The organism is Paenibacillus sp. oral taxon 786 str. D14 (genome assembly GCF_000159955.1).
GTDB classification, from domain to species: Bacteria; Bacillota; Bacilli; order Paenibacillales; family Paenibacillaceae; genus Fontibacillus; species Fontibacillus phoenicis.
Window position 1 is genome coordinate 84,238 of sequence record NZ_GG695977.1, and the last position, 26,532, is coordinate 110,769.

Annotated in this window: 25 protein-coding genes and 3 tRNA genes; 21 read left to right on the top strand and 7 right to left on the bottom strand. The window is 54.0% G+C overall.

Annotation, left to right across the window (positions count from 1 at the left end; genetic code table 11):
• The first annotated feature begins 164 nt into the window (after positions 1 to 164).
• Together glpK and POTG_RS12135 are read left to right on the top strand one after the other, a co-directional pair.
• Complete coding sequence (gene glpK / locus POTG_RS12130; protein ID WP_009225121.1) at positions 165 to 1,655, top strand: glycerol kinase GlpK; 1,491 nt, start codon at positions 165 to 167, stop codon at positions 1,653 to 1,655.
• Positions 1,656 to 1,773: 118 nt separating this feature from the next.
• The gene (locus POTG_RS12135; protein WP_009225122.1) at positions 1,774 to 1,998 is read left to right on the top strand and encodes a helix-turn-helix domain-containing protein; all 225 of its coding nucleotides are present in this window, start codon (positions 1,774 to 1,776) and stop codon (positions 1,996 to 1,998) included.
• A 151-nt stretch (positions 1,999 to 2,149) separates the two neighbouring features.
• Here the strand turns inward: POTG_RS12135 and POTG_RS12140 are convergent, their stop codons facing one another.
• The gene (locus POTG_RS12140) at positions 2,150 to 3,505 is read right to left on the bottom strand and encodes a dipeptidase (protein WP_009225123.1); all 1,356 of its coding nucleotides are present in this window, start codon (positions 3,503 to 3,505) and stop codon (positions 2,150 to 2,152) included.
• A gap of 247 nt (positions 3,506 to 3,752) precedes the next feature.
• On the opposite strand from POTG_RS12140, the gene POTG_RS12145 reads away from it, so the two are divergent.
• The 3 genes from POTG_RS12145 (at position 3,753) to POTG_RS12155 (ending at position 6,861) form a co-directional block, all read left to right on the top strand.
• The gene (locus tag POTG_RS12145) at positions 3,753 to 4,949 is read left to right on the top strand and encodes a peptidylprolyl isomerase (RefSeq protein ID WP_009225124.1); all 1,197 of its coding nucleotides are present in this window, start codon (positions 3,753 to 3,755) and stop codon (positions 4,947 to 4,949) included.
• A 179-nt stretch (positions 4,950 to 5,128) separates the two neighbouring features.
• Positions 5,129 to 5,863: a class I SAM-dependent methyltransferase gene (locus POTG_RS12150; RefSeq protein ID WP_036645155.1), complete on the top strand. Its 735-nt coding sequence runs from the start codon at positions 5,129 to 5,131 to the stop codon at positions 5,861 to 5,863.
• Positions 5,860 to 6,861 (top strand): MBL fold metallo-hydrolase, encoded by a 1,002-nt coding sequence (locus POTG_RS12155; RefSeq protein WP_009225126.1) that lies wholly within the window; start codon positions 5,860 to 5,862, stop codon positions 6,859 to 6,861. Before POTG_RS12150 ends, POTG_RS12155 begins: the two co-directional genes overlap by 4 nt.
• A 66-nt stretch (positions 6,862 to 6,927) precedes the next feature.
• Here the strand turns inward: POTG_RS12155 and POTG_RS12160 are convergent, their stop codons facing one another.
• On the bottom strand, positions 6,928 to 7,494 hold the full coding sequence (locus tag POTG_RS12160) for a phosphatidylglycerophosphatase A family protein (RefSeq protein WP_009225127.1): 567 nt from the start codon (positions 7,492 to 7,494) through the stop codon (positions 6,928 to 6,930).
• A 154-nt stretch (positions 7,495 to 7,648) separates the two neighbouring features.
• Here POTG_RS12160 and POTG_RS12165 point away from each other — a divergent pair, with 154 nt between their 5' ends.
• The 3 genes from POTG_RS12165 (at position 7,649) to POTG_RS12175 (ending at position 10,257) form a co-directional block, all read left to right on the top strand.
• Positions 7,649 to 8,707 (top strand): GerMN domain-containing protein, encoded by a 1,059-nt coding sequence (locus POTG_RS12165; protein ID WP_009225128.1) that lies wholly within the window; start codon positions 7,649 to 7,651, stop codon positions 8,705 to 8,707.
• 153 nt (positions 8,708 to 8,860) lie between these two features.
• Positions 8,861 to 9,619: a ribonuclease PH gene (gene rph / locus POTG_RS12170; protein ID WP_009225129.1), complete on the top strand. Its 759-nt coding sequence runs from the start codon at positions 8,861 to 8,863 to the stop codon at positions 9,617 to 9,619.
• 2 nt (positions 9,620 to 9,621) lie between these two features.
• Positions 9,622 to 10,257 carry an XTP/dITP diphosphatase gene (locus POTG_RS12175; protein WP_009225130.1) on the top strand — a complete coding sequence of 212 codons (636 nt, stop codon included), beginning with the start codon at positions 9,622 to 9,624 and terminating at the stop codon, positions 10,255 to 10,257.
• A 370-nt stretch (positions 10,258 to 10,627) separates the two neighbouring features.
• On the opposite strand, the gene asnB is transcribed toward POTG_RS12175, so the two are convergent.
• The gene (asnB, locus tag POTG_RS12180; protein WP_009225131.1) at positions 10,628 to 12,472 is read right to left on the bottom strand and encodes an asparagine synthase (glutamine-hydrolyzing); all 1,845 of its coding nucleotides are present in this window, start codon (positions 12,470 to 12,472) and stop codon (positions 10,628 to 10,630) included.
• Positions 12,473 to 12,642: 170 nt separating this feature from the next.
• Here asnB and POTG_RS12185 point away from each other — a divergent pair, with 170 nt between their 5' ends.
• The 3 genes from POTG_RS12185 to POTG_RS12195 all read left to right on the top strand — a co-directional run bounded on the left by POTG_RS12185 (position 12,643) and on the right by POTG_RS12195 (position 13,508).
• Positions 12,643 to 12,957 (top strand): hypothetical protein, encoded by a 315-nt coding sequence (locus tag POTG_RS12185; RefSeq protein ID WP_009225132.1) that lies wholly within the window; start codon positions 12,643 to 12,645, stop codon positions 12,955 to 12,957.
• A gap of 34 nt (positions 12,958 to 12,991) precedes the next feature.
• On the top strand, positions 12,992 to 13,342 hold the full coding sequence (locus POTG_RS12190) for a hypothetical protein (protein WP_232282284.1): 351 nt from the start codon (positions 12,992 to 12,994) through the stop codon (positions 13,340 to 13,342).
• A 92-nt stretch (positions 13,343 to 13,434) separates the two neighbouring features.
• A tRNA-Arg gene (locus tag POTG_RS12195) sits at positions 13,435 to 13,508 on the top strand.
• Positions 13,509 to 13,897: 389 nt separating this feature from the next.
• Here the strand turns inward: POTG_RS12195 and POTG_RS12200 are convergent.
• The 3 genes from POTG_RS12200 to POTG_RS12210 all read right to left on the bottom strand — a co-directional run bounded on the left by POTG_RS12200 (position 13,898) and on the right by POTG_RS12210 (position 15,422).
• A tRNA-Gly gene (locus tag POTG_RS12200) sits at positions 13,898 to 13,971 on the bottom strand.
• Between the two features lie 364 nt (positions 13,972 to 14,335).
• Positions 14,336 to 14,836 (bottom strand): glutathione peroxidase, encoded by a 501-nt coding sequence (locus POTG_RS12205; RefSeq protein ID WP_009225134.1) that lies wholly within the window; start codon positions 14,834 to 14,836, stop codon positions 14,336 to 14,338.
• Positions 14,837 to 14,840: 4 nt separating this feature from the next.
• Positions 14,841 to 15,422: a thioredoxin family protein gene (locus POTG_RS12210; RefSeq protein ID WP_036645157.1), complete on the bottom strand. Its 582-nt coding sequence runs from the start codon at positions 15,420 to 15,422 to the stop codon at positions 14,841 to 14,843.
• A gap of 524 nt (positions 15,423 to 15,946) precedes the next feature.
• Here POTG_RS12210 and POTG_RS12215 point away from each other — a divergent pair.
• The 9 genes from POTG_RS12215 (at position 15,947) to POTG_RS12255 (ending at position 24,691) form a co-directional block, all read left to right on the top strand.
• On the top strand, positions 15,947 to 16,936 hold the full coding sequence (locus tag POTG_RS12215; protein WP_028539362.1) for an ABC transporter ATP-binding protein: 990 nt from the start codon (positions 15,947 to 15,949) through the stop codon (positions 16,934 to 16,936).
• Complete coding sequence (locus tag POTG_RS12220; protein WP_009225137.1) at positions 16,933 to 17,934, top strand: ABC transporter ATP-binding protein; 1,002 nt, start codon at positions 16,933 to 16,935, stop codon at positions 17,932 to 17,934. The genes POTG_RS12215 and POTG_RS12220 overlap by 4 nt, the downstream gene beginning before the upstream one ends.
• A gap of 104 nt (positions 17,935 to 18,038) precedes the next feature.
• A complete protein-coding gene (locus POTG_RS12225; protein ID WP_009225138.1) occupies positions 18,039 to 19,703 on the top strand; it encodes an ABC transporter substrate-binding protein in 1,665 nt (554 codons plus the stop codon).
• Positions 19,704 to 19,742: 39 nt separating this feature from the next.
• Positions 19,743 to 20,747, top strand: coding sequence for an ABC transporter permease (locus POTG_RS12230; protein ID WP_009225139.1), 1,005 nt, complete (start codon positions 19,743 to 19,745; stop codon positions 20,745 to 20,747).
• A gap of 12 nt (positions 20,748 to 20,759) precedes the next feature.
• Positions 20,760 to 21,659 (top strand): nickel transporter permease, encoded by a 900-nt coding sequence (gene nikC, locus POTG_RS12235; RefSeq protein ID WP_009225140.1) that lies wholly within the window; start codon positions 20,760 to 20,762, stop codon positions 21,657 to 21,659.
• A gap of 125 nt (positions 21,660 to 21,784) precedes the next feature.
• Positions 21,785 to 22,735 (top strand): L-lactate dehydrogenase, encoded by a 951-nt coding sequence (locus tag POTG_RS12240; protein ID WP_009225141.1) that lies wholly within the window; start codon positions 21,785 to 21,787, stop codon positions 22,733 to 22,735.
• Between the two features lie 144 nt (positions 22,736 to 22,879).
• On the top strand, positions 22,880 to 23,452 hold the full coding sequence (locus POTG_RS12245) for a GNAT family N-acetyltransferase (RefSeq protein ID WP_036645160.1): 573 nt from the start codon (positions 22,880 to 22,882) through the stop codon (positions 23,450 to 23,452).
• A 276-nt stretch (positions 23,453 to 23,728) separates the two neighbouring features.
• Positions 23,729 to 24,187: an alpha/beta fold hydrolase gene (locus tag POTG_RS22730; protein ID WP_050769753.1), complete on the top strand. Its 459-nt coding sequence runs from the start codon at positions 23,729 to 23,731 to the stop codon at positions 24,185 to 24,187.
• A gap of 69 nt (positions 24,188 to 24,256) precedes the next feature.
• Positions 24,257 to 24,691, top strand: coding sequence for a DUF1801 domain-containing protein (locus POTG_RS12255; RefSeq protein ID WP_009225144.1), 435 nt, complete (start codon positions 24,257 to 24,259; stop codon positions 24,689 to 24,691).
• Between the two features lie 530 nt (positions 24,692 to 25,221).
• On the opposite strand, the gene POTG_RS12260 is transcribed toward POTG_RS12255, so the two are convergent.
• Positions 25,222 to 25,295: transfer RNA gene (locus POTG_RS12260), tRNA-Arg, on the bottom strand.
• 262 nt (positions 25,296 to 25,557) lie between these two features.
• Between POTG_RS12260 and POTG_RS12265 the strand changes: the two genes are divergently transcribed.
• Positions 25,558 to 26,451, top strand: a complete 894-nt coding sequence (locus POTG_RS12265; RefSeq protein ID WP_009225145.1) for a hypothetical protein — start codon at positions 25,558 to 25,560, stop codon at positions 26,449 to 26,451.
• The last annotated feature ends 81 nt before the right edge of the window (positions 26,452 to 26,532 follow it).

Here is a 26,532-nt window from a genome sequence, read left to right on the forward strand (position 1 = left end):
ATAAACTTCCGCTAAACGCGGTCTGTCTACTTTGAATGTACGTCGATAGACGTTTTTCTTATCGCTGATTCTCCGTGAACCTGATAGCGTGCACGAAGGATGCCGGGTTATGATAGACATAAGAATGAAAGCGTTATTTCATCAAACCGAAACGGAGGAGTTCCATGGAAAAATATATCTTGGCTTTGGATCAAGGCACAACGAGCTCGCGGGCGATTTTGTTTAACCGGCAAGGGGAGATTGTTCATTCGGCACAGCGGGAATTCCCGCAGTATTTCCCCGAACCCGGCTGGGTCGAGCAGAATCCCAATGAGATTTGGGGCTCGATCATGTCGGTGATTGCTTCCTGCTTATCGGAATCCGGTATCAAGCCGCGGCAGATTGTTGGGATCGGGATTACGAACCAGCGGGAAACGACGGTCGTTTGGGAAAAAGACAGCGGCAACCCGATTTACCCGGCGATCGTCTGGCAATCCCGGCAAACGGCCGCGATCTGCGAGGAGCTGCGGAATGCCGGTCATGACGCTTTGTTCCGGGCCAAAACCGGTCTGCTGCTCGACCCTTATTTTTCTGGAACCAAGGTCAAGTGGATCCTCGACCATGTCGAAGGCTCGCGGGAGCGGGCGGCGAAGGGCGAATTGCTGTTCGGGACCATCGATACCTGGCTCATCTGGAAGCTGTCCGGCGGCCGCTTGCATGTAACGGACTATTCCAACGCTTCGCGGACGCTGATGTACAACATCCACGAGCTGACCTGGGATGACGAGCTACTTGCGATTCTGGACATCCCGAAGGCGATGCTGCCTGAAGTGAAATCCTCCTCCGAGGTATACGGCACGACGGTTCCGTACCACTTCTTCGGGGAGGAGGTGCCGATCGCGGGGGCGGCCGGAGACCAGCAGGCAGCTCTGTTCGGGCAAGCTTGCTTCCAGCCGGGGATGGTCAAAACGACGTACGGAACCGGCTGCTTTATGCTGATGAATACCGGCAGTACCCCCGTTGTATCGGAGCACGGGCTGATCACCTCATTGGCCTGGGGCTTAAACGGGAAGGTGGAGTACGCTCTTGAGGGCAGTATCTTCGTGTCCGGCTCGGCGATCCAGTGGCTACGCGACGGGTTGCGCATGTTCCGGAACGCCAAGGACAGCGAGGTGTACGCCTCGCGCGTGGACTCAACGGAAGGCGTCTACGTTGTTCCAGCCTTCGTTGGTCTCGGCAGCCCGTATTGGGACAGCGAAGTTCGCGGCGCGGTATTTGGCCTGACGCGGGGGACGACGAAGGAGCATTTTATCCGGGCGACGCTGGAGGCGCTGGCTTACCAGACCAAAGACGTTCTCGGCGCGATGGAGCAGGATGCCGGATACGCCGTACGGTCCATGCAGGTGGATGGCGGCGCTGTTGCGAACGGCTTTCTCATGCAGTTCCAAAGCGACATTCTTGGGGTTCCCGTAGAACGTCCGGCGATCGGCGAAACGACGGCGTTGGGCGCGGCCTTTTTGGCGGGTCTCGCGGTCGGCTACTGGAGCGATTTGGACGAAGTCGCGCAGTGCAAACGCCTGGAACGCCGGTTTATCCCAACGATGCCGCAGTCTAAGCGGGAAGCGCTCTACCAAGGCTGGCTGAAAGCGGTTCAGGCCGCGATGGCCTTCAAATAACGGGCCGCCCATTTCTATACGGCACCGCACCATTAACCCTGTTTCTTCATAAGATGTGTTGACTGTATCCCTGAACCTTGTTAAACCACAAAACCCGAGCAAGGAGGGGTGACGCATTTTGAAGAGCAGCGATCGTAACAGCAAATTTCTGTTGACTCATCGTGAACGGGAGGTCTTCGAGCTTCTCGTGCAGGATAAAACGACGCGCGACATTGCCGGGCAACTGTTTATTAGTGAGAAAACCGTCCGTAATCACATTTCTAACGTCATGCAAAAGTTGAATGTCAAAGGTCGCGCGCAGGCGGTTGTCGAGCTGATCAAGCTTGGGGAGCTGAAAATCTGACGGTGAACTACGTGTTCGTAGAAAGCCGCAAGCCTTCTTTTTCACCCCGGAAGGGGTAAGAGAAGGTTTTTTTGTGTGCGTATCCGCAAATAAAAAAACCTCCAAGCATCCTATTCACATCAGATGCCGGAGGTTATTGGCTAAACTAACGTTACAGCGACTTCAAATAATGAACGATCGTGAGCAGCCCTTTGTCAAAGTTCTCCAGGTTAAAATGCTCGTTTGGCGCATGCAGGTTTTCGTCCGGCAGCCCGAAGCCCATCATGACGGCTGGAGCCGACAGGACGCGGGACAAGGTCTCGACGATCGGGATCGAACCGCCGTCCTTCGTGAACAGCGCCCGAGTGCCGTAAATGGCTTCGTAGGCATCGGCCGCTTTTTGCAGCATCGGATCTTCCGGATTGCATGTGAAGGCCCGCGCTTTCTCGGTCGCTTTGACCTTCAAGGTTGCCCCCGGCTGCAGGTGTTTGTGCAGATGCCGTTCGATGCGGTCGATCGTGGCTTGCGGGTCCTGGTCGCCAACGAGGCGGCAGGTGATTTTGGCATGGGCTTCCTTCGGCAGTACCGTTTTGGTCCCTTCCCCTTGGAATCCGCCGTAAACCCCGTTGAGTTCCAGCGTTGGACGGGCGCCGGTCCGCTCGACGAAGGAGTACCCTGCTTCGCCAAACAGCTCCTTCAAGCCAAGATCCCGCTTGAGCTTCTCTTCGTCAAATTGTTGCTTGGCGAACTCTTCGCGTTCGAGCGCAGACAGCTCGTGAACGCCTTCGTAGAAGCCTTCGACCGTGACTCGGCCTTGCTCATCATGCAGGGAAGCCAGCAACGATACCAGGGCGTGCAGCGCGTTAGGGACACCGCCGCCATATGTACCGGAGTGCAAATCGGTGTTGGCGGTATACACCGAGACTTCCATCGCACACAAGCCGCGCAGACCGATGCAAATCGCCGGTTTGCCCGGTGCCATCAGCGCGGTATCGGAGATCAGGATCACGTCAGCGGCCAGCTTGTCCTGGTTGGCTTCCAAGAAGGCGGGCAGGTTCGGGCTGGTGACTTCCTCTTCCCCTTCGATGCAGAATTTGATGTTGACCGGAAGCTCCTTCTCCTGCTTCAAAATCGCCTCCACGGCCTTGATATGCATAAACACTTGGCCTTTATCGTCCGTCGCTCCGCGGGCGTACAGCTTGCCGTTCCGAATGGACGGCTCAAATGGCGGCGTCTCCCACAGATTCAGCGGGTCTACCGGTTGTACGTCATAATGGCCGTAAACCAGAACGGTTGGTTTCCCTGGTGCGTGCAGATGCTCGGCATAAACGATGGGATGCCCTGCAGTAGGATGAATCTCCACCGATTCCATACCGGCGCGGCGCAGAGCTTCGGCGATCCATTCGGCCGCCTTCTGCACATCGCCTTTGTGTTCGGACAAGGCGGAGATGCTGGGAATCCGAAGCAATTCGCCAAGTTCATTTAAGTGTTGTTCGCGGTTCGTATTAAAATAAGCTTGATAATCCATCGTCGAATGTTCCTCCCGAACTAGAACTAGTTTTACCTTTATATTCTACACCTTTTTTGCCGAGAACACGAATGACGGGGTGACGCAATTAAAAGCAAGAGCCTCCCGATTCCTTAAATTCACCTTAAAAGGGACGCGCTTTTTTTAGGAATATTTAAGGTAAATTCGATGGATATCTGGTAAAGTCAAGAAAGCACGTTTTGAATCCAAATTGAATGCTTCATGAAGAAGGGAGTCGCAAAGTCATATGGACGAAAAGGAAAAAAAAGAGTTGGAGGCAACCGGAGGCGAAACCGGAGCCGCTGAGGAGACGCGGGCCCAGGATGGACAGGCCGGTCCGGCGGATGCCGGGACGGACCAGCTAGCGAAAGCGGCAAATGATCCGGCGGATGCTGTGGGCGACCCGTCGACGGAAACGGAATCTTCTCCAGCGAACGAAGCGGAAGTAACCGTCGCGGCTACGGGCAGCACAACCGATGAGGACTTGACGCCGGTGATGGTTCCCCTGAACGGGGAGACGGAGACTGCACCGGTACAAGCCCCTACATCCAGTAATAAAGTATGGCAGATCGTATCGTTGGTACTGGCTGTTTTGCTGGTCGTTGTACTGATCAAACCGCCGTTTGCCACGAATAAGGCAGAGGCCGTCGCTACGGTTAACGGTGTGGAAATTACGAAGGACCGGCTCTATGAAGAACTGGCTGCCAATGGCGGAGAACAAGCGCTGACAAACCTCATCAACCAGGAGCTTGTGAACCAAGAGGCTGCTAAGAACAATATCACGATCACGGATGCCGATGTCGACGCCGAAATCGAAACCTACAAAACCCAGTTTGGTTCGGAAGAAGCGCTGAATCAAGCTTTGGAGCAGTACGGGATGACCATGGATGATTTGCTCAAGCAGGTCGAAATGGAGCTGAAGCTGACGAAGCTGCTGGAACCGCAGATCAATGTTACCGACGAGCAGGTTAAGGAAACGTTTGAAACCTACAAGGATTCCTTTAATACACCGGAGCAAGTTCGGACTTCCGTCATTTTGGTCGCAACTGAAGAGGAAGCGAAGGATATCGTGAAGCAGTTGAAGGAAGGCGCCGATTTTGCAGAGCTGGCCAAGAGCAAATCGCTGGATACAGCTACGAAGGATCAAGGAGGAGACACCGATTTCTTCGCCCGCGGCGAAATGGAAGAAGCGGTGGAAGAAGCCGCCTTCAAGCTGGCGAAAGGCGAGATTAGCGAGCCTGTTAAGACGAGCGAAGGTTATCAGGTCATTAAAGTCACCGACAAGAAGGAAGCCCACACGGCAACGCTGGAGGAGAAGAAGGATGAGATCCGCAAGAGCCTTATCTCCCAACAGGTTTCCAGCATGTCGGGAGCGTGGCTGGAGGACGTTCGCAGCAAAGCGAAAATCACCAATACATTTACGGATGCAGCCGCTGCCGAGTAATTCGGCTGAAGCAGCAGCCATTCTGAACCGCCGAAGCCCTGCTTCGGCGGTTTTTGGTATTTCGGTTTGAACACTTCAAGATCGCTTTGTGTTTCCGGAAGTCTGACGGTACAATGAGGATACACGGATGCATTTGAGTACATATCCAATTGGGACGGATCGTATGGAGGCAGGGGAAGATGGCGGAGTGGTATGAGCTTAGTTTCGGGGAAGATTATTTGCTGGTATATAAGCACCGCGATGCGCAAGGTGCGAAACACGAAGTTCAGCGGATGATCCGCTGGCTTCATCTTCCTCCAGGTGCGAAGGTGTTGGATTTATGCTGCGGCATGGGCCGCCATTCGCTGGCGCTGGCCGAAGCGGGTTACAAGGTGACCGGCGTGGATTTGTCAGAGGTGTTGCTGCGCGAGGCGAGACGCCTCGACCCCGAGGGTCGGATCACCTGGCACCGGGCGGATATGCGCGAGTTGCCGCTTCAAAGCGGGGAGTTTGAGGCGGTGGTGAACTTATTTACTTCATTTGGTTATTTTAAAAAGGACGAGGAGCAGATCAAGGTGCTGCGGGAAGCGGCCCGCGTACTGAAGTCAGGGGGCCGTTTCCTTCTCGATTTTCTTAATCCCGCTTATGTTGCCGCCCATCTTGTTCCGTATTCGGTACGGGAGGACGCGGGGCAGCAGATCGTAGAACGGCGGCGGATTGAAGATGGGTATGTCATCAAGGACATCGAAATTACCGCCCCTGGCGGAGAACCAAGGCATTATATGGAGCGGATTAAGCTGTACGAATTGGATGATTTTCGGCGGATGCTGAAGGAGGCCGGTTTAACCTTGCAGAACGTTCATGGGGATTATGATGAAGAGCTTTACGATCCGAAGACGTCTCGGCGCATGATTTTGGTGGGGGTGCGGCCATGACATTATTGCCGGAAATCCAGCTCTGGGACCGGGAGTTCGTGGCCCGTGTTCCGATCTCGATGGCCCCTCCCCTGCGCAGGGTGAACAGCTACGTGCTGAAGGGAGAAGAGGGGATTACCATCATCGATCCAGGGCCGCGAACGGAGGAGACGATCGAAGAGTGGCGGGCAGCTTGGCAGGATCTCAGGATATCGCCGCGCGACATTAGGCAAATCGTCTTGACCCACCACCACCCCGATCATTATGGCCTGGCGGGATATATGCAGGAGGTCACCGGAGCGGCCGTATTGATGTCGCCGCGGGCTTATAAAGAGACGCGGCTGATGTGGGGGCCGGACAGCCGGATGCACAAAGCGCTGCCCGATTTGTACCGGCGGCACGGGATGCCGGAATCGTGGTACAGCCAGCTGCCCGGGCATCTGCAGGGCTTTTTCGCTCAGGTCACGCCGGCTCCCGAAGTAACCTTTCTCCGGGAGGGAGAGCCGATCCGGATGGGTGGACGAGCCTGGCTGCCGATTGAAACGGCCGGACATGCCCCGGGGCACCTGTCCTTTTATAATGCCGAACACCAACTGATGTTCTGCGGGGATGCGGTGCTGCCGCAAATCTCCCCCAACGTCAGCTTCTTGCCTGGCAGTGATCCGCAGCCGCTGCAATCGTTCCTGGATTCGCTGGAGAAGCTGAGCGCTTACGAGGTGGCAACCGCATATCCGGGACACCGCAATCCGTTTGATTATTTTGCGGAGCGTGTGCGGCTGTTGCTTGAGCATCACGGCGAGCGGCTCCTGCGCATCGAACGATTGCTGCAGGAGCGGCCGCAAACGGCTTTCGACGTTTGCGCCGCCTTATTTGGCACGGAGCTTAGCATCCACCAAATGCGCTTTGCCATGTCAGAAACGCTGGCCCATCTAGTTGAGTTGGTCCGGCAAGGGCGGGCTGAAGAGCAGACGAACGGAGAAGGTACAGACGAGGTTATCCGGTATGCTCCGGTGGAATAGTCCAATAATGCAAAAAGAAGGGCGGCATTTGATTTGCCGTCCTTCTTTGCGTTGCACTGATGGAGATTACCGCTCGGAGTCGAGGGATTCCTCACCGCGTTCTTTTTCCCGTTCCGCTTGTTTGCGATGGGCGATCCGGCTGCTGGCCGAGGCTGCAATGGCGCCGACAATGTCATCCAAGAACGTATTGCACGGACCCAGCGTCTTGTCATTCAGCCGTTCCAAAATACCCGGTTTCAGCTTATCGACATAACCGTAGTTGGTGAAGCCGATGCTTCCATACACGTTGACGATCGAGAAGGCCAGAATCTCGTCCACCCCGTACAACCCCTCGTCATTGGCAATCATGTCCTGCAGTTCAGGGATCAGCATCCCCTGCTCTGCCAAAATATCGAGCTGAATGCCGGTCAGCACCGCATTTTGCACTTCGCGTTTGGTCAGCACCTGCTCTACGTTATGTATGCACTCTTCCATCGTCAGGTTCGGGTAGTATTTTTGCTGCAAAAACATTACGAGTTCCGCGATTTGCTCCGTCGTTACGCCGCGCTTGTGCAGCCACTCCTTGGTGGCATCAGCGACCTTTTTGCTGTTCAGACTGTAAGGCGCTTTGGCCTTTGGTTGTTCCATCCCCATACACTCTACTCCTCGTCATTAATAGTTGGATTGACAAGATATGAAGAAGTTTGTCCAGATCCCGGAAAAATATAGTTATGTTTCGGGACAAGGCTCGTATATATAGTAATACAAATCTTAGCCAATTGAAAAACTTAGGGAGGCACGAGCAAAAATGAAATGGAACCGCCGATTACGAAATACGGCTGCCGCCGGGGCAATATCGCTTCCGCTGCTGCTGTCGGGCTGCGGTATGTTTGGGGGAAGCTCCGCTCAAATCGATCCTCCGCCTACCGATATTGAAACGCAAATGTTGGAAGGTCTGGATGCCGCGGAGCAGACAAGCTTTGCCCAGGAGGAAGCACTCTCTACAGTTTACTTGGCGAACGAGCATGGCTTGCTGGCCCCGGTCGCCTTGCACTTGCCTGATGGCGAGGCTTCGCTGAAGCTGAACCGGATGCTGGAGATGCTGGTGAAGGACGGCAAGTATGCGAGCCTCCTCCCGGTTGGTTTTAGCGGCATTCTTCCGGCGGGCAGTGAAGTGAAGGCTGTAACTGTTAAAAAAGATGAGAAGCTGGCTGTCGTCGAGTTTAACCAAGCATTTACGGGCTATGAAGCCGCCGATGAGCGCAAAATTCTTGAAGCGTTGACCTGGACATTAACCGGAACGCCGGATGTGGAGAAGGTTCAGCTATGGGTGGACGGGCAGAAGTTAAACGAAATGCCGGTGAACGGTACGCCGCTGGATCGGCCGCTTAGCCGTAATTTTGGGATTAATCTCGAAATTAAAGCAGAATCCGGCTTATCCCAACTGAGCCCGGTCATTGTATACTTCTCCGCAGCAACGCCAGAGGGGGTCCAATACTTCGTCCCGGTGACGCGATTTGTCCCGGCCGACGGCGATCGCGTGAAATCCGCGCTCGGCGAACTGCTCAAAGGGCCGCAACAAGGAGACGGCCTGGAGCGGGTCGTGACCGATAACACGAAGCTGGAAAGTGTCGAGGTCTCGAAGGACGGCATTGTGACCGTTGCGCTGAAGGACGATATGTTTGAAGCCGGGGAGAAACTGCCAGCACAAATGCTGCAATCTCTGGTGCTGACGGTGACGGAGAACCGGGACGACAGCAAGGTGCGCATTTGGCTCAACGGACAGAAGGAAGTTGTCGGCCTGGATAACCAGACCTACAGCGAACCGGTGATACGGCCGGAAACGATTAACGAAATCCCGCTGTAACTATGTTGTTCGCGGCGCGCCCTAAGAGGCAAACCGGACCCTGCTAGGTGCAGGGTTCTTTTTTTGGCCGAATGGAAAGGTGCTTTTATGCCCACACTTTGGTAGAATAGGGAAAGCATATTGACAGCAAGAACACGTAGGAGGCAGTAAAAGATGAGAAGCAACGGACGCCAGGCGGACGAGCGCCGAGCGATGAATTTAACCGTCAATGTTAATAAATACGCAGAGGGGTCTGTCTACATCGAGGTGGGCGATACAAAGGTGATGTGTACCGCTACGGTCGAAGAGAAGGTCCCGATGTTTATGAAAGGGCAGGGCAAAGGCTGGGTAACGGCGGAGTATTCGATGCTCCCTCGCGCAACTCAAACCCGGAACCAGCGGGAATCAGCCCGCGGGAAGTTGAGCGGCCGTACGATGGAAATCCAGCGGCTCATCGCCCGCGCGCTGCGTTCGGTCGTCGATCTGCAGGCGCTGGGTGAGCGCTCTATCACGATCGATTGCGACGTACTGCAGGCAGATGGCGGAACGCGGACCACGTCGATTACCGGGGCGTTCGTGGCGTTGGCGCTGGCGATGCACAAGATCGCTCAGAAGCACGCGCTGCCGAAGTTTCCGATCACGGACTTTCTCGCATCCGTCAGCGTAGGGATCGTTGGGGAGGACACGTTGTTGGATCTCAACTATGAGGAGGATTCCAAAGCGAAGGTCGACATGAACGTGGTGATGACCGGCAACGGCCAGTTTGTTGAGGTTCAAGGTACCGGGGAAGAGAACCCGTTCTCCCGGGCGGAGTTGGATCATATGCTGGAGCTCGCCGAGAAAGGGATTCGGGAGATGATCGAGCAGCAGCGTGAGGCGCTGGGGCCGATTGCGCTGCTGATCGGAAGCGGGCAGTCCCGATCGGTGGTGTAAGCATGATCGAAGGAACGGAGATTATCGTGGCGACCCGTAATGCCGGGAAGGTGCGGGAATTCGCGCATGCCTTGGCGCCGCTGGGCAAAGAGGTTCGGAGCTTGGCCGATTACCCGGATGCCCCGGAGGTGGTGGAAGACGGGACGACGTTCGCCGAGAACGCCCGTAAGAAGGCCAAAACGGTCGGCGACGCGCTAGGCCGCCCTGTGCTGGCCGACGATTCGGGCCTTTGCGTCGACCAATTGGACGGTGCGCCGGGCGTTTATTCGGCCCGATATGCCGGGGAAGGCGCCAGCGACGAGGACAACAACGAGAAGCTGCTCGCCGAGCTCGAGAAGCGGCGGCTGGGCGAGGATACGGAGCAGCCGCTGCTGAGCACGGCGCGGTTTGTCTGCCACCTGGCCTTGTACGACCCGGCCAATGGGCAGTTTATCGAAGCCTCCGGCGAAGTCGAAGGCTGGATCACCTCCGAGCCGGCGGGCGGCGGCGGGTTTGGGTATGACCCGCTGTTTTATCTGCCGGCGTACGAGAAGACCATGGCCGAGCTGACGCTGGAGGAGAAGCAGGCCGTCAGCCATCGCGGCGCGGCGCTGCGGGCGTTGGCGGACAAGCTGAGCGGGGCGGCTGCGGGGAAGTAGGCGAGGGCCGTGTGACCGTGCAGCACGTGAGGCCCGAGGAGGCCGTGCAGCCCGTGCAGCCCGTGCGGCTTGGCGCATAGCCGCTTGCTTGCGGGAAATTAACGGTAAATCCTCCTGTTAATTTTCGACTTTTTGGCTCGTTGCACCAATTAACGGTAAAACCTACAGTTAATTTTGCCCTAAAGGCCGGAAACGGCCCAAATGCCCGAAATTAACGTCAGGAAATACCGTTAATGCCTGTTAAAGCACCCGAACCGGTAAAATTAACGGCAGGTTTTCCAGTTATTTTTTCGCAACCCACTATAAGCGACATCAAAAAAAGCAAGTCAGGGACCTGGGTAAGGTTCCCGGCTTGCTTTTTGCGCTTCAATTAACGAATTTTCACGTTGTAGGTGCTCAGCCAGAAGTTCACCTGCGACAAATACGCAAACAGCTGCGGACCGCTCATCAGCTGGCCGAACCATGGCAGGTTGGAGGACGATTCCTTGGACGCGGCGATGGCGCGAATTTTGTCCGCATTAATCAGCGGCAAGATCGGCGAGGTCGGGTCGTCGAGAATCTTCAGCATTTGATCCCGCACGGCAGTCAGGTAGTTCGGGTTATGCGTTTTGGGGTAGGGGCTTTTTTTGCGGTAAAGTACGTCTTCAGGCAGGATGCCTTCCAGCGCTTTGCGCAAAATCCCTTTTTCCCGGTTCCCGGTCGTTTTGATCTCCCACGGAATATTCCAGACATACTGCACCAGTCGGTGATCGCAATAAGGCACGCGGACTTCCAATCCTGCAGCCATACTCATGCGGTCTTTGCGGTCCAGCAGCGTTGGCATGAACCGCGTGATGTTCAGGTACGACATGACCCGCATCCGAGCCCGCTCGCCTTTCTCCCCTTCCAGCTTCGGTGTCTCCGCGACCGCTTCGCTGTATCGATCGGCGATATACTGCTCCGGCTTGATCCATTCGCGGATTTCCGGCGACAACAGATCTGCGCGCAGCCCGGTCGCCACAGACCAAGGGAACGTTCCCGAATTCAGCAGTTCCTCGCGGTGGAACCACGGGTAGCCGCCAAAGACTTCGTCCGCAGCTTCGCCGGAGATGGCGACGGTGGCCCCTTTTTTAATCTCCCTACAAAAAAGCAACAGCGAGGCGTCCACATCCGCCATGCCCGGCAAATCGCGGGCAATCGTCGAGTCGGGCAGCGCCGCAACCAGCTCAGGCGTATCAAACTTGATCGCGTGATGGGCGGTCTGCAGCTCCTCGACCATCCGCTGGATCCACGGGCCGTCCGCGCCAGGCTGATAGCTGTGGGCCTGGAAATGCTTGTCGTTGTCGACGTAATCGATCGAATACGTATTGACTTGACCTTGGCCGGTCCGCTTGTAATAATCGACGGCCAGCGCGGTCAGTGCGCTGGAGTCCAGACCTCCGGACAGCAAGGTGCACACCGGCACGTCGGAAATGAGCTGGCGTTCCATCGTGTCCTGCAGCAGCTGGCGAATCGTTGCGGCGGTTTCCTCTACATTGTCCGTATGGGGCTCGGCTTCCAGCTTCCAGTAGGCGTATTTTCGCAGTCCATTGCGGTTGAAGATCATGACGTGGCCCGGACGCAGCTCCTTCAGATCCTTGTACACGCTATGGCCGGGCGTCCGCGCCGGACCGATGACGAAAATTTCGGCAAGGCCTTCAGGCCCGACGACGGGCTCAACCTTCGGATGCCGCAAAATCGCTTTCGGCTCGGAACCAAAGATCAGGGTGCCGTCAATTTCGCTGTAGAATAACGGTTTTACCCCGAGACGATCTCGGGCAAAAAAGACATGCTCCCGAACGCTGTCCCAAATGGCGAACGCAAAAATTCCGTTCAGCCGGTAGACGCAATCCGGTCCCCACTCGATATACGATTGCAGCAACACCTCCGTATCACAGTTGGTACGGAACGTTCGGCCTCTCCGCTGCAGCTCCGCTTTCAGCTCCAGCGCGTTATAAATTTCCCCATTATATACAATCGTAAATACCGCGTCTTCCTCATGGATAATCATCGGCTGTGCCCCGTTCTCGGGGTCCATGACGCTGAGGCGACGATGTCCGAAAGCACACGGGCCGGAAATCCAAGTTCCCTGGGCATCCGGTCCCCGGTTTTCCAGACAGGATGTCATGGATAACACCAGATCCGATTCTTTCGTCAAGTCCCGGTTCCATTCGATAAAGCCGGTTATTCCGCACATTTTTGCTATCTCCTCTCCGCATTGCTTTACAGTCCCCGCTTGCCGACCGGGTGAAAAGTATTAACAAATTATGCCGAACGAGGGCATAAAATGTCTGTCCATTATGGAAAACTATGGCGTGGAGGCAGTATAGCGCGAGGTGAAGCAAGGCATAAGAAGGAGGGTTAACCATGGAAAAAAGGACTTATTACGTTTCGGTTCAAGGGCGATCGCTCCTTGAGGATCCCGGCGCTGCAGCGTACGAGTGGGAGATTCAAGCCACCCGGGAGGAGGCGGATCACCTGAGTCATATGCTCGAGCATTTGGGGGAGAAGGAGGAGAACGGGTTTATGGCTTTTACCTATCCTTGGCCGGATACGCCGGAAGATGAGGTCAACCGCAGCTACGAAAGTTATCTGAACGCGTTGTATCGTGAAATTTACCGGCTGGGCACGGCGGAAACGCGGGCGCAAATGGAGCGCTCCGGTTTTGCAGCACAGCTGTAGCTGTTTGGATGTCCATCGGAAAGGAGCGACGCCTGTGACGTATTATATCAAGGACGCGGAATATCGGCGGATGGATGAGCACCAAGGGCGACCCTGTGCCGTGATCCAGGTGTATCCGGGCGCGGTGGGAGACCCCGAGCTTTTTGTATATGTGGCGCGTGCTGCGGACGGGAAAGGGTATGAAATCATCCGGATGATCCGCAGCGAGGCGAACTTGGAGATCGACTGGTACGATAATAATCTGCATCAGGCGTTCTCTGAGGTGGCGGAGGAGCGGTTTGGGGATCGGGGCTGGCCGGAGCCGGAAGCTCAGCGGAAGGAGTTCCTGCAGAATCTGCTCGCGAATGAGCAGATCGTCGCCCGATTGGAGCAGTTGCCCCATTGAGGGAGGAATCACCAAATTTATGCCAAAAACGCTTTGAAAAACAAAAAGGATGCGCTATAATAATTAACGCATCCTTTTTTTTATAACGACGTGTCCCAGTAGCTCAGCTGGATAGAGCAACGGCCTTCTAAGCCGTCGGTCGGGGGTTCGAATCCCTCCTGGGACGTGACGAAAGAGCACCCTTTGGGGTGCTCTTTTTGCTATAGTCCCAGGTTGGGCGAGAACCCCCACAATCAACTAACTGGATTTTCTACCGCTATTTTGGCCGTTTTTGGACAAAACCGAAGAATTAGAGGTAAATCCTACTGTTAATTTTGTTCAAAAATGCCCCTGAGCGGGAAATCAGCAAAAATAACAGTAGAATTTCCAGTTAGTAGCTTGCACGTGAGAAAAAATCAAATATTAACGGTAAGTTTTCCAGTTAATTCATCTCGACCCTGGCTCAGGGGAAGTCAAATAAAGAACTCGCCCCCAAATGTGGTAAGATCCGCATCTTCCAGATAAAATCAAAAAAACCCTTTGTTAATCAAAGGGCTAGAGGTTAAAAAAAGGTTATGGAGCGGGTGAAGGGAATCGAACCCTCGCCTCAAGCTTGGGAAGCTGGCGTTCTACCATTGAACTACACCCGCAAGAGCTAAGCAAGAAATATTATAACGCCAACGCAGACAAGAATCAAGCCCCGCCATTAATTACCGGTCGGGGCGTTTCGATTTACTTTACGATGATGCTTCGGATGCAGCCATCCCTCTCACGATCTGCGCAGGTTTCAAGGGCAGCGCCTGCCCGTCGATCGACAGGATTTCGAGCGATGGCGGCGATCGGTGGATTCAGAGAATAACGAAAAGGCTCAGTTCTTCTAGTGGTTAGCATAAATAAGATTATAGCGAAAATTGTCGATTAGAACGAAGTTTTTTATGCGGAGAGACTGCGTAAAAAACCGCCGGAGTATTAAGTTTCCGGCGGCTTTGGCGGTATGGGCGTTAGGGCTTGAGATTAACGGCCTGCCGCCGAACTAGACAGCAGCGCTTGAAGGTCCGGCTCAATCTCAGCGGGTTCGGTGCGAGCCGCATACCGCTTGACGATCTCGCCGTCTCGCCCAACAAGGAACTTCACGAAGTTCCATTCGATATCCCCCGTATCGTAAGGTTCTGGCGTATGCTCCCGCAGATAACGGTATAACGGGTGGGCGTGCTCCCCGTTTACGTCGATTTTGGCGAAGAGCGGAAAAGTGACTTGATAATTCGTTTCACAGAAAGCCTTAATCTCTGCTTCCGTCCCAGGCTCTTGCTCGGCGAATTGATTGCAGGGGAACCCAAGAACGGAGAAGCCTTGGTCCTTGTACTTGCTGTACAGTTGCTGCAGCCCCGCATAATGCGGTGTCAATCCGCATGCACTGGCGGTATTGACGATGAGCAGCACTTGTCCCCGATATGGCGCGAGCGTCGTGGTTTCACCCGTAATCGTACGGACTTCAAAATCGTAAAGGCGGCTCATCGGCTTACACCAAATCGCAGGCGTCCGCTGGCATCCAGTGAGCGTCCTGCCCTTCCCATTTCACATTGCAGCCGATCGGATTCGTTAGCGGAATCGAAATTTCGCGCCCGGTGGTGAGCTCCTCCAACACCCGATCCAGATCGTTAACCGTCATTTTGCTCGTGTCGCGCGGGTTATCAACGCCGCGTCCCGTATAGACGAGCTTGCGGTCGGCATCAAAGACGAAGAAATGCGGCGTGCGCAGCGCACCATAGTCTTTCGCTGCCGTTTGTTCCTTATCCCGCAAATACACCCAAGGGAATCGATGCTGCTCCATCCGTTTGACCATGTGCTCGAAAGAATCTTCCGGATGGGTGTTTTCGCTGTTCGAGTTAATCCCTACAAATACGACTCCCCGATCCTTGAACTTCTCTGCTGTTTGCCGCGTGACTTCATCAGAGCCAAGCACATAAGGACAGTGATTGCAAGTAAAAAACACGACGAGCACCTTGGCCAAAGCAAAAGATTCCAAAGAGTAGGTCTGGCCATCCGTAGCCGGCAGGTTAAAGTTTGGTGCCGGACTTCCCAAAGTTAACGTGAAACTCATCACCATCACCTCTCACATATTTTGATAACGTTTACTTCCATTCTACCTTAAATGTTCCGATAATCTCAAATTTTATGAATTACCTGCTAAATAGCTGTCATAGACATGACATTCTGAAATTTTCTATTGTCTATTCTGTGAAAATGCTGTAAAGTAGCTTATCAAATAAGCCATTAATTTATGTCAGTTAACTTAACACTCCAATTGACCATAGTTCGATAAATCGTCACTTTTAGCGAAATTACGGCAGAGTAATTGTGATTTACCGTATATCGCTTCATTGACCCCTTCTGCTTAGGCTTCTGCTTTACCTGATTGCTGTGCGGAAGCGAGAATGTACATTCGTCCGCGTTGTAGAGACAATCGAAGGTCGAGTGCCGCAACTAACATAGAGATAGAGGGCACTGCTGCATCTTTACGCTTTAGGAAATTACAGCACGACAGATCGATTGTACATTTGTCTATTACTGACGGACATTGTCGAATTGCGAGATTCCATTTTTACGGGAAAAGAGGCTGTAAACATGATTCAACCCATTTTGCAGATTAAGGATTTGCACACTCACTTTTTTACCGACCGAGGCGAAATCCCTGCGGTGGACGGCGTGAACCTGTATGTGAATCCCGGCGAGGTGCTTGGCGTCGTTGGCGAATCCGGCTGCGGCAAAAGCGTTACCTCCTTGTCGATCTTGAAGCTGATCCCTCAGCCGCCTGGCAAAATTACGGGAGGGTCGATCGAGTTTAAGGGGAAGGACATTGTTCCGATGAAGGAGCGGGAAATGCGAGCGATTCGCGGGAACTCGATTTCCATGATTTTTCAGGAGCCGATGACGTCGCTGAATCCGCTGTTTACCGTCGGCCAACAAATTGGGGAGACGGTTCGGCTGCACCGGGGGCTCAGCAAGAAGCAAGCACGGGAACATACCATCGACATGCTGAAAAAGGTTGGCATTCCTCGGCCGGAGGCCATCATCGATGAATATCCGCATCAACTCTCCGGCGGGATGAGACAACGGGTGATGATCGCGATGGCGATCTCCTGTAATCCGGAGTTGCTGATCGCTGACGAACCAACTACAGCACTCGACGTGACCATCCAGGCACAGATCCTCGATTTGATCCGGCGCTTGAATGAGGAGAACGGTACGGCCGTAATGATGATCACGCATGACCTTGGGGTCGTTGCCGAGATGTGCCACCGGGTAGCTGTGATGTATGCCGGCAAAGTGGTGGAGGAGGGCCCTGTGCGGGATATTTTTAAAAATCCGCTGCATCCCTACACCCAAGGGCTGATCAAGTCGGTGCCGCGCATGGACGAGGACCGCAAGCGCCTGTTCTCCATTCCAGGCAACGTGCCGATCCTGAACACCCGGATGAAAGGCTGTCGCTTTGCCGAACGCTGTTCGCATGCGATGCCGATTTGTTCGGAGCAGCTGCCTGAGCTGAAGGAATACGAAACGGCGCATAGCTGCCGGTGCTGGCTCCATGAAACGCCACAGGAGGAAGTTGTATGAGTGAACCCTTACTGCAAGTTGAACATCTGAAAAAATACTACCCTACCGGGGGCGGATGGTTTGGCAAGTCACAGCAATTCGTTAAAGCGGTCGATGACATCTCGTTTACCGTGCGACGGGGCGAAACGTTTGGACTGGTGGGGGAAAGCGGCTGCGGGAAATCCACGACCGGTCGTTCCCTGCTTCGGCTGATTGAGCCGACCGGCGGCAAGGTGATTTTTGAAGGGGAGGACATCACGGCTTTGTCGCCAGAGGCGCTGCGCCGGAAACGCAAGGATATGCAGATTGTGTTCCAGGATCCCTTCTCCTCGTTGGATCCTCGCCATACGGTGCAGCGGATTCTGGAGGAACCGCTGATCGTTCACGGCGTGGGCAATGCCAAGGAACGTAAACAGATGATCGACCGGTTGATCGATGTCGTTGGTCTGACGCAAAGCCATCTGCAGCGTTATCCGCACCAATTCTCCGGCGGTCAGCGGCAGCGGATCGGGATCGCCCGTGCATTGGCGCTCCAGCCAAAGCTGATTGTCGCCGACGAGCCGGTTTCCGCGCTGGATGTGTCGATCCAGTCGCAGGTGGTGAACCTGCTTCAGGATCTGCAAGAGGAGTTCGGGTTGACGTACATCTTTATCGCCCACGATTTAAGTGTCGTGAAGCATATCTGCGACCGGGTAGCGGTTATGTACCTCGGCCGGATCGTTGAGATTGCCGACAAACACAAGCTGTACTCGTCACCTCAGCATCCGTATACCCAGGCGTTGCTCTCCGCAGTTCCGCAGCCGGATCCGGACAAGAAGACCGAGCGGATTATTCTGCAAGGCGAAGTGCCCAGCCCGGCTAATGCGCCGGTCGGCTGCGCGTTTCATACGCGGTGTCCGATGGCAATGGACGTTTGCCGGACGCACCGCCCTGAGCTGGCTGAGACGGATGCGGGCCATTTGACGGCTTGCCATCTGTACACCGAAGTGAAGAACACAGGAAGCGCGAGCTTGGCATAAAGATGACGTTTTGAACTACCTCTAAAGGTTTATAGTCTGGGTACTATGCCCAGCTTTTTTATAAACAAGAAATTATATATTGGGATTCAGAAGGGAGCCACAAAATGAAAGCAAAGAGATGGAGTAGTGTTGTTCTTGTTACGATGCTGAGCGCCGCCATCGCCTTGGCGGGGTGCGGAGGCAGCAACAATGCCGGTGGCAGTAATTCCGGCGGAACGAATACGGGCGCGAATACGGAGGCAACCACTCCGACCGGTTCGGCCCAAGATACATTGGTTGTAGGCCGCGGCGGGGATTCCGCTTCTCTGGACCCAGCCATCGTAACCGACGGTGAATCTTTGAAAATCGCCCACCAAGTCTTTGATTCCTTGCTGGAGTACAAAGAAGGAACAACCGAGGTTCAAGGCTCGTTGGCCGAGAGCTGGACGGTATCTGACGACGGTTTGACCTATACCTTCAAGCTGCGTCAAGGCGTGAAGTTCCATGATGGTACGGATTTTAATGCGGATGCGGTTGTATTCAACTTCACCCGTTGGTCTGATCCAAACAGCGAATACAAATTTGAAGGCGACTCCTTTGACTACTATGATTCCATGTTTGGTCCAGACGGCAAACGCGTTATCAAGGAAGTAGAAGCGGTCGACGAGAACACGGTTAAGTTTACACTGAACCAACCGCAAGCGCCGTTCTTGCAAAACCTGGCCATGACCTCTTTCGGGATCGCCAGCCCAACGGCCATCAAGGAGAAGAAAGAAAACTTCAAGAACGAGCCGGTAGGTACAGGTCCATTCGTATTCAAAGAGTGGAAACGCAATGACTCGATTACGTTAGAGAAGAACCCGAACTACTGGAAAGAAGGGCTTCCGAAGCTGAACAAAGTGATCGTTCGCTCTATCCCGGATAACTCTGCTCGTTTCAACGCGCTGCAAAGCGGTGAAATCGATTTGATGGAGGACCTGAGCCCGGACGATCTGGCGACCTTGGAAGCGAACCCGGATCTGCAAAAGATCGAGCGTCCTTCCAACAACGTAGGTTATGTCGGCTTCAACCTGAAGAAAGAACCGTTTAACAACGTGAAAGTAAGACAAGCGCTGAACTATGCCGTCGATAAGCAAGCGATCATCGATGCCTTCTTCGCAGGCCAAGCTGAACCGGCTAAGAACCCAATGCCGCCGTCCCTGTGGGGCTACAACGATAGCATTACCGATTATGAGTATGATCCAGAGAAAGCGAAAGCGTTGCTGGCCGAAGCAGGTTATCCGAACGGTCTGCCAGGCGAATATGTCTTCTATGCCATGCCGGTATCCCGTCCTTACATGCCAGACGGCAAGAAGGTAGCCGAAGTTATTCAGCAAAACTTTGAAGAAGTTGGCGTAAAAGTGAAAATCGAATCTCCGGAATGGGCCGTTTATCTCGACGATGCGCAAGCCGGTGAAAAAGACGATCTGTTCATGCTCGGTTGGACCGGCGACAACGGCGACCCAGACAACTTCCTGTACACGCTGCTGGACAAAGACGCGATTCCGTCCAACAACTACACGTACTATTCGAGTGACGAACTGCATGAGTTGTTAGTCGCTGCGCAAAAAGAAACCGACCAATCGAAACGTGAGGAACTGTACAAACAAGCGCAAGAAATCATCAAAGCCGACGCTCCGTGGATTCCGCTCGTGCATACGACACCGCTCCTGGCTGCAAGAGCGAATCTGAAAGGATACGTTCCGGCGCCGACAGGTACGGAATATTACAGCAACATCTATTTCGAATAACAGGCGGGAGCTTAACGCCTCTGGCAGGTGAACCTCATCTTGAAAGCTTATATTTTGAAAAGAATACTCATCATGGTTCCTGTCCTAGTCGGCATGACGATTATCGTGTTTTCCATTATCCATGCGATTCCCGGTGATCCTGCGGAAACGATTCTGGGGCAGAAGGCAACGGAGCAGTCCAAGGAAGCGCTCCGCGAGCAACTGGGCCTGAACAATCCGTGGTATCAGCAGTATTTCACGTACATGGGAGATTTGTTGAAAGGTGACCTGGGGCAATCGATCCGCACGAGAGTACCGATTGCCCAGGAGATTGCCCCCTATCTGGCGGCTACGGCGGAACTAACCGTGGCAGCCATGGCGTTTGCGATCTTCTTTGGCGTGAATGCCGGCATCATCAGCGCCTGGAAGCAAAACTCGTGGTTCGATTACATTTGTATGCTGATCGCGTTGATTGGGGTATCGATGCCAATCTTCTGGCTCGGGCTGATGGAGCAGTGGATCTTCTCGCTTAAATTGCATTGGCTGCCTTCCATCGGGCGGATGAACCAACGTGATCCGGTTGAAGCGGTCACCAATCTGTATCTGATCGACAGCATGATCGCAGGCCGCTGGGATCAGTTATGGACGGTGTGCAGGCATTTGATTTTACCAAGTGTCGCGCTGGGTACGATTCCGATGGCGATTATCGCCCGGATGACGCGGTCGAGTATGCTGGAAGTCATGAATTCCGATTTCGTTCGCACGGCCAAGGCCAAAGGGTTGTCGCAATTTATTGTCATCTATAAACACGCCTTGAAAAATGCATTTATTCCCGTGCTGACGGTCATCGGACTGCAAACTGGCGCATTGCTTGGCGGTGCGGTTTTGACCGAAACGATCTTCGCATGGCCTGGTGTGGGACGGTATATTTACGAAGCGATCAGCTCGCGTGATTATCCGGTAATTCAATCTGGCATTCTGGTTATCGCCTTTATTTTCGTCATTATCAATCTGATCGTGGATTTGCTGTACGCAGCGGTCGATCCACGCATCCGTTACCGGTAAAGGAGGGAAACCATGGCAGAGGCAACTACAGCAAGCACAAACCGCAGCACCGCCGTCCCGGCCGGGAAGGTTTCCGGACCTTGGCGCGATGCGTGGAAAGCGTTCCGCAAAAATAAAATCGCCATGGCCGGCCTGATCATGATCGTGTTTTTCATTCTGATCGCCTTGCTGGCCCCGGTGATTGCTCCTTATGAATTTGACAAGCAGGTTTTGCGCGACCGCTTAAAACCGCCGTCCTCATCGCATTGGTTTGGGACGGACGATCTGGGACGCGACCTGTTCACCCGCGTATTATACGGGGCGCGAATCTCCTTATGGGTGGGGACGTTCTCCGTTGTGGGATCAATCATTTTGGGGACGCTCTTCGGCATTCTGGCAGGGTTCTACGGCAAATGGATCGATATGGTGATTTCGCGCCTGTTCGATATTTTGCTGGCGTTCCCGAGCATTTTGCTGGCGATCGCGATCGTGGCCATCCTTGGTCCGTCGCTGCAAAACGCGTTGCTTGCCATCGCCATCGTCAACATCCCAACGTATGGGCGGCTGGTGCGGGCGAAGGTGCTTGGCCTGAAGAACGAAGAGTATATCACTGCAGCACGGGCAATCGGGATGAAAAACAGCGCGATTTTGCTGCGGCACATCCTGCCAAACAGCTTGACGCCAATCATCGTGCAAGGCACGCTGGGAATCGCTACGGCGATTATCGAAGCGGCTGCGCTGGGCTTCCTTGGTTTAGGTGCTCAGCCGCCTACACCGGAATGGGGCAAGATGCTGTCTGACTCGCGTCAATTCATCGCCACCGCTCCGTGGACTGTAGTTTTCCCGGGGATTTCGATCATGCTGACCGTACTTGCCTTCAACCTGATGGGCGACGGTTTGCGTGACGCGCTTGACCCGCGGATGAAAAGTTAAATCCATCGTTATGAACTGTCGGGAGGATTCCCGGCAGTTTTTTTGTGTGTTGCACCAAATATACGGTCTGCGGTTATAATTTAGGCATCGGATATAGAGAATGGATAGGAGAAGGAGGCGGCAGAATGGCTAAAAAAGCGAGGAAGGTAACGATCGTTGGTTCCGGCCTGGTCGGTACGGCTTGCGCTTATTCCATGATCAATCAATCGATCAGCGAAGAAATTATGATGATTGACCGGACGTATGATCGTGCGGTGGCACATGCGCTGGATTTGTCGCATTGCATGGATTTTACGCCAACCCGTACGAAGGTATATGCTGGCCGGCTGGAGGACTGCCGCGACATGGATGTGGTTGTGCTGACGGCAGGGGCGAATCCCAAGCCGGGGCAAACGCGGCTGGATGTGCTGGGCGAGGCGGAGAAGATTACGCGGGATATCGTCAGCCGCATCGTGGATGGAGGATTTGACGGCGTGTTTGTCGTCGCTGCCAATCCGGTGGACATCGTGACCTATATTGTACGCGAGGTGTCGGGATTCCCGCGGAACCGGGTGATCGGCACTGGGACCTCCATCGATTCGGCGCGGCTCAAAACGCTGCTGTCGGAGGTATTTGCTGTTGATCCGCGCAGTGTAAACGGGTATGCGATGGGAGAGCACGGGGATTCGCAGTTTGTGGCCTGGTCGCATGTCACGATCGGCGGGAAACCGCTACTGCACATTTTGGAGCAGCATAAGGAGCGGTTCCGCCACGTCAAGCTGGACGAAATCGCGCAAAAAACCAAAGATGCGGGATGGGAGATTTTTACCCGTAAGGGCAACACCCAGTTTGGGATTGGGAACGCGCTCGCTTATATCGTGAGATCCATCTTAAACGACGAGCACAAAATCATCGCCGTTTCGGTTGTGCTGGAGGGGGAATATGGACAGACCGGAGTTTGTGCCGGTGTGCCTGCCATTATCGGTGACGGCGGGATCGAGGAAGTGCTGGAACTGAACTTGACCTGGGAGGAACAGCGCAAATTTACGCAATCCTGCGATATTTTGAAGGCGGCGATTGCAAGTCTTCAACTCTAATCATGTTTAGCCGCTGTCGGTTGGCGGTTTATCAGAGCATCCGTTCGATGGGGAACGGATGTTTTTTTATTTTTCCTGGAGAGGTCTGATTCTGTGCTTAAGTCGCGGGAAGGAGGGGGAATCCGCCTGAGGACCGTTCTGTGCATGTTTCACCTTTTTATACAGGCGGCGGAGATTTTTGTGGAAGGCTTTTACGACTCGCTGCGATACTTTACTTCGGACCGGGACAAACTGGCGAAAGCCATTGTGCATGCTTTGGTCAGAGAGCAGTTTTTTGTTGCCTTGGAAAGGGAGCAGGTTCTGGGGATATTCGCGTATTCCGCGGGGCAGAAGCGGGCTTTCCGGTTTCAACGGGTTGAGCTTCAGCGGGAACTTGGCTGGTTGCGGGGAAGTTTGTTTTATTTCCTTGTCCGTCGGGAGCTGGAAAAACCGCTGCATTTGGCGGAGGGCCAATGTTATTTCGAGGCGGTTGCTACGGCAAAGCAAGCACGGGGTCGTGGGGTTGCCAGCCAACTGAACAACGAACTGATATCTCGTTTAGGTTATGACGATTATATTTTGGAGGTTGTTGATACCAATACCGCAGCGATTCGTTTATATGAACGATTGGGGTATGCCGAGTTTCGGCGGAAGCCGCAGCGCTGGTTTCGGAAGCAGGCGGGGTTTAATGCCAGGTTGTATATGAGATGGATGCAAGACCAGGCGCGACCAGAATAAGGTGTGGTAAATTTAGGTCTAGACAAGAACATATATTCTCTTTATGATGAGGGCATCATGCGGCAGATCGTGCTGATTCACGGGTTTACGCTTGACCATCGCCTGATGAGCGGCTGCATGGAACCGATATTTCAGAATCGCACGGGGTGGAGAAGGATTTACCTTGATTTGCCATTTGCCGGGGACGGGAAAGTCGAAGAATTATGCGGGTATTGAGAATACGGACGGGATGCTGGATGCGGTGCTGGAGTTGATCGATGGGTTGGTGCCGGACCCTTGATCGTGGCGGATCCAGATCAACGGGAACTGCCGGACCATACGGTTATTTATGAGGATCCGGCGTTGATTCATGAACTGTCTCCCGAGGAGTATGATGATTTTTGCTCGATGAGCGCAGTTTTGGATCGGCACACCTGGAGAAGGTATGCAAACGAGATCGTTCCCGGCTGTCGCATGGCAGATTCCGCTTTTTTGGACAAGATTCGGGCACGGTATGGGTTTTCTTTTCTGATCGATCGGGAGAAGTTTGACGCGCCTTCGTTATTCCTGCTCGGCAGGCAGGACACGTCGGTGGGATATGCGGATGCGCTCCGCTTTTTAGAGCTGTATCCGTGCGGTACGCTTGCGGTCATGGACCGGGCCGGGCTTAACCTGCAGATTGAGCAAGAGGACACGTTTAACGCGTTGGTGAACGAGTGGCTGGATCGAGTGGAGGAAGCTAAGGATAAGGAATAATAAAATGAGACAGGCTTGCGGTGGGACTTGAATTGGCGGGATACGGAGATTCTTGAGGGAGGTTTCTGAATGTACGAGTTGAAGACCAAAGAAAACGACAACAGTGTCATCGAGTTCATTGAAGGGGTGGCCGATGCCAAGAAGCGAGAGGATGCCTATCGGTTACTGGATATTTTTACAGAGACAACGGGGTATCCGGCCAAAATGTGGGGCCCCAGCATCATCGGCTTTGGCTCCTACCACTACAAATACGCCTCCGGCCACGAAGGGGATGCGCCGCTGGTTGGCTTCTCGCCTCGGAAGGCGAAGATCAGCCTATATCTTGCCGCGGATGATCCGGGACGAGGCGCTTTGCTGGAATCCTTCGGGAAGCATACCCAAGGGAAAGGGTGTGTTTACATTAATAAAGTCGCCGACATCGATGTGGACGTGCTGCGTAAGTTGATCCGGCATTCGGTCGAGCACCTTCAGAAGTTGTATCCGAATGATGGGGGAAGGAGCTAGCTGGTAAGCGGCTCTTTCTTTGTGTCGGAAACGGTAAGGGGATTCGGTGCGGGAAATCGGTATAGGAACTGGTATGAGGAACTGTTGTGGGACGGTTATAGCGGCGCGTAGGGTAGCAACTAGGGGGGCGTCGTCGTCCGCAATGGTCGGCCATGGTTCACCTTGTCCGCCGTCGTCTGCCTTGCCCGCCGTGTGGTCCGCCTTGTCCGCCGTCGTCCGAAATATATGCGAAAAATCGAATAGAATTCAACGAGTAACGGTACTTTTGGGCGATTATATATGAAATTTCATGCTTATTTGGACCATCAGAGGTCGAAAGGCCGAAATCTATATGAAAAATCGAATAGATTTGGCGATATTGGCTGTTTCGGTCTGAATTATATATGAAATTTCGAATAGAATTCGGTTGCTGCTATATCCCAGTCACATCGGCCCTACTCGCATGGGCGGCCTCGCTCCGACGACCCCCACCGGGGTTCTCACCCTCCTGGGAACGCAAAAACACTCTCCGTTTGGAGAGTGTTTCGTCACGTCCCAGGAGGGATTCGAACCCCCGACCGACGGCTTAGAAGGCCGTTGCTCTATCCAGCTGAGCTACTGGGACATCTCAAATATGAAAAACACAAGCAAAATATATTATATCACATGTAAGGTTGTTGGGCAATAACTTATAAAGAAAAATTGACATGCCGCAGATGAAAAGGGCGATCGCCGCGATCTGATCCGCGTTCTAATCCGACGATTTGGCCCAAGAGGTTTTTGCCTTCGCAAGGGACTATGCTATAATCTCAATTAATTGCGATTCGGAGGAGAAAGGAGGTAGCCTTATCAGCAGTTCACGACCCGATGAGAAAGACAACATTGTCTTGTTTCCCAAAACGTTGGACTATTACCAGATCGAACTGACCCGTATGCTGGAGACCGAAAGATATGGGGAGGCCGTAGAGCTCCTGCAATTTCTGCTTCAATGCCAGGGAGAGGATCCAAGGCATTACGAGGAATGGCAGGCTTTACTGGAGTGGCTGACCAGCGCATTTCCCGCGCTGAAAGACGGCATATCGGATTCGGAACCACAGGGCTTCGAGGGAGATGAGGAAACAGAGGAAATGCTCGCTCGTCGGCTCGCGGAGGCCAAGCTAGCCGAAGATGCGGGTTATACGGACAAGCTGTTAGCTGCCGTGAGGGACAAGCCGCTCTCGGAGCAGACGTTCCTTGCCCTGGAACAGCTTGCATACCTGGATCGTCCCGAGATCGATGACGCGCTGATCGGCTGGATCAGCCGGGAGGAGATGCATCCGCTTCTTCAATATCGGGTACTGCAAACGCTGCGCCGCCGCGGAACGACGGGGACGCTGGTGATCATGCGCGGAGGGGAGCGGGTGGAAGTGGAGATTGAGGCAGTCCCGCTCAAGCCTGAGGATTTCCCGCCAGCCGTGCAAATGGTGCTTGATCGCGTAGGCGACCAGACGCAGGTGCATGATCCGACCCTTTACTATTTCGCTCAGGAATTATGGTCACAGTTTGTCATGGTACTATATGGTACGGCGGATTACCGCTCGCTCCTGGTCGAAGAAGATGCGATCATCGATATTTGGGCGGCGGCGCTGCATCAGATGGTGGCAGATAGCTTGTCCGGAAGCCAAACGGATGAGGAGATTCGCGCCATGTACGGAATTACCGATGGACTGCGGCTGCGATATGAGCAAGTCTGCCGAACGATTGGCAAATTCGTTGCGTCGGGACGAATCCACGGCATGTAACCATTGGGTGAGAGTGCAGCAGAAGATCACTCTATCAACCTTGCAAATAGGATTTGCCCAATACCTGACTGTGGTCCGGCT

Bases quoted from the DNA above. Each gene is read 5' to 3' on its own strand.
- POTG_RS12225 (WP_009225138.1), top strand. From the start codon at position 18,039: ATGAAAGCAAAGAGATGGAGTAGTGTTGTTCTTGTTACGATGCTGAGC.
- POTG_RS12220 (WP_009225137.1), top strand. From the start codon at position 16,933: ATGAGTGAACCCTTACTGCAAGTTGAACATCTGAAAAAATACTACCCT.
- POTG_RS12215 (WP_028539362.1), top strand. From the start codon at position 15,947: ATGATTCAACCCATTTTGCAGATTAAGGATTTGCACACTCACTTTTTT.
- nikC (WP_009225140.1), top strand. From the start codon at position 20,760: ATGGCAGAGGCAACTACAGCAAGCACAAACCGCAGCACCGCCGTCCCG.
- POTG_RS12165 (WP_009225128.1), top strand. From the start codon at position 7,649: ATGAAATGGAACCGCCGATTACGAAATACGGCTGCCGCCGGGGCAATA.
- POTG_RS12205 (WP_009225134.1), bottom strand. From the start codon at position 14,836: ATGAGCCGCCTTTACGATTTTGAAGTCCGTACGATTACGGGTGAAACC.
- POTG_RS12160 (WP_009225127.1), bottom strand. From the start codon at position 7,494: ATGGGGATGGAACAACCAAAGGCCAAAGCGCCTTACAGTCTGAACAGC.
- POTG_RS12155 (WP_009225126.1), top strand. From the start codon at position 5,860: ATGACATTATTGCCGGAAATCCAGCTCTGGGACCGGGAGTTCGTGGCC.
- POTG_RS12245 (WP_036645160.1), top strand. From the start codon at position 22,880: ATGTTTCACCTTTTTATACAGGCGGCGGAGATTTTTGTGGAAGGCTTT.
- POTG_RS12185 (WP_009225132.1), top strand. From the start codon at position 12,643: ATGGAAAAAAGGACTTATTACGTTTCGGTTCAAGGGCGATCGCTCCTT.
- rph (WP_009225129.1), top strand. From the start codon at position 8,861: ATGAGAAGCAACGGACGCCAGGCGGACGAGCGCCGAGCGATGAATTTA.
- POTG_RS12145 (WP_009225124.1), top strand. From the start codon at position 3,753: ATGGACGAAAAGGAAAAAAAAGAGTTGGAGGCAACCGGAGGCGAAACC.
- POTG_RS12140 (WP_009225123.1), bottom strand. From the start codon at position 3,505: ATGGATTATCAAGCTTATTTTAATACGAACCGCGAACAACACTTAAAT.
- glpK (WP_009225121.1), top strand. From the start codon at position 165: ATGGAAAAATATATCTTGGCTTTGGATCAAGGCACAACGAGCTCGCGG.
- POTG_RS12240 (WP_009225141.1), top strand. From the start codon at position 21,785: ATGGCTAAAAAAGCGAGGAAGGTAACGATCGTTGGTTCCGGCCTGGTC.
- asnB (WP_009225131.1), bottom strand. From the start codon at position 12,472: ATGTGCGGAATAACCGGCTTTATCGAATGGAACCGGGACTTGACGAAA.
- POTG_RS12175 (WP_009225130.1), top strand. From the start codon at position 9,622: ATGATCGAAGGAACGGAGATTATCGTGGCGACCCGTAATGCCGGGAAG.
- POTG_RS12210 (WP_036645157.1), bottom strand. From the start codon at position 15,422: ATGAGTTTCACGTTAACTTTGGGAAGTCCGGCACCAAACTTTAACCTG.
- POTG_RS12150 (WP_036645155.1), top strand. From the start codon at position 5,129: ATGGCGGAGTGGTATGAGCTTAGTTTCGGGGAAGATTATTTGCTGGTA.
- POTG_RS12255 (WP_009225144.1), top strand. From the start codon at position 24,257: ATGTACGAGTTGAAGACCAAAGAAAACGACAACAGTGTCATCGAGTTC.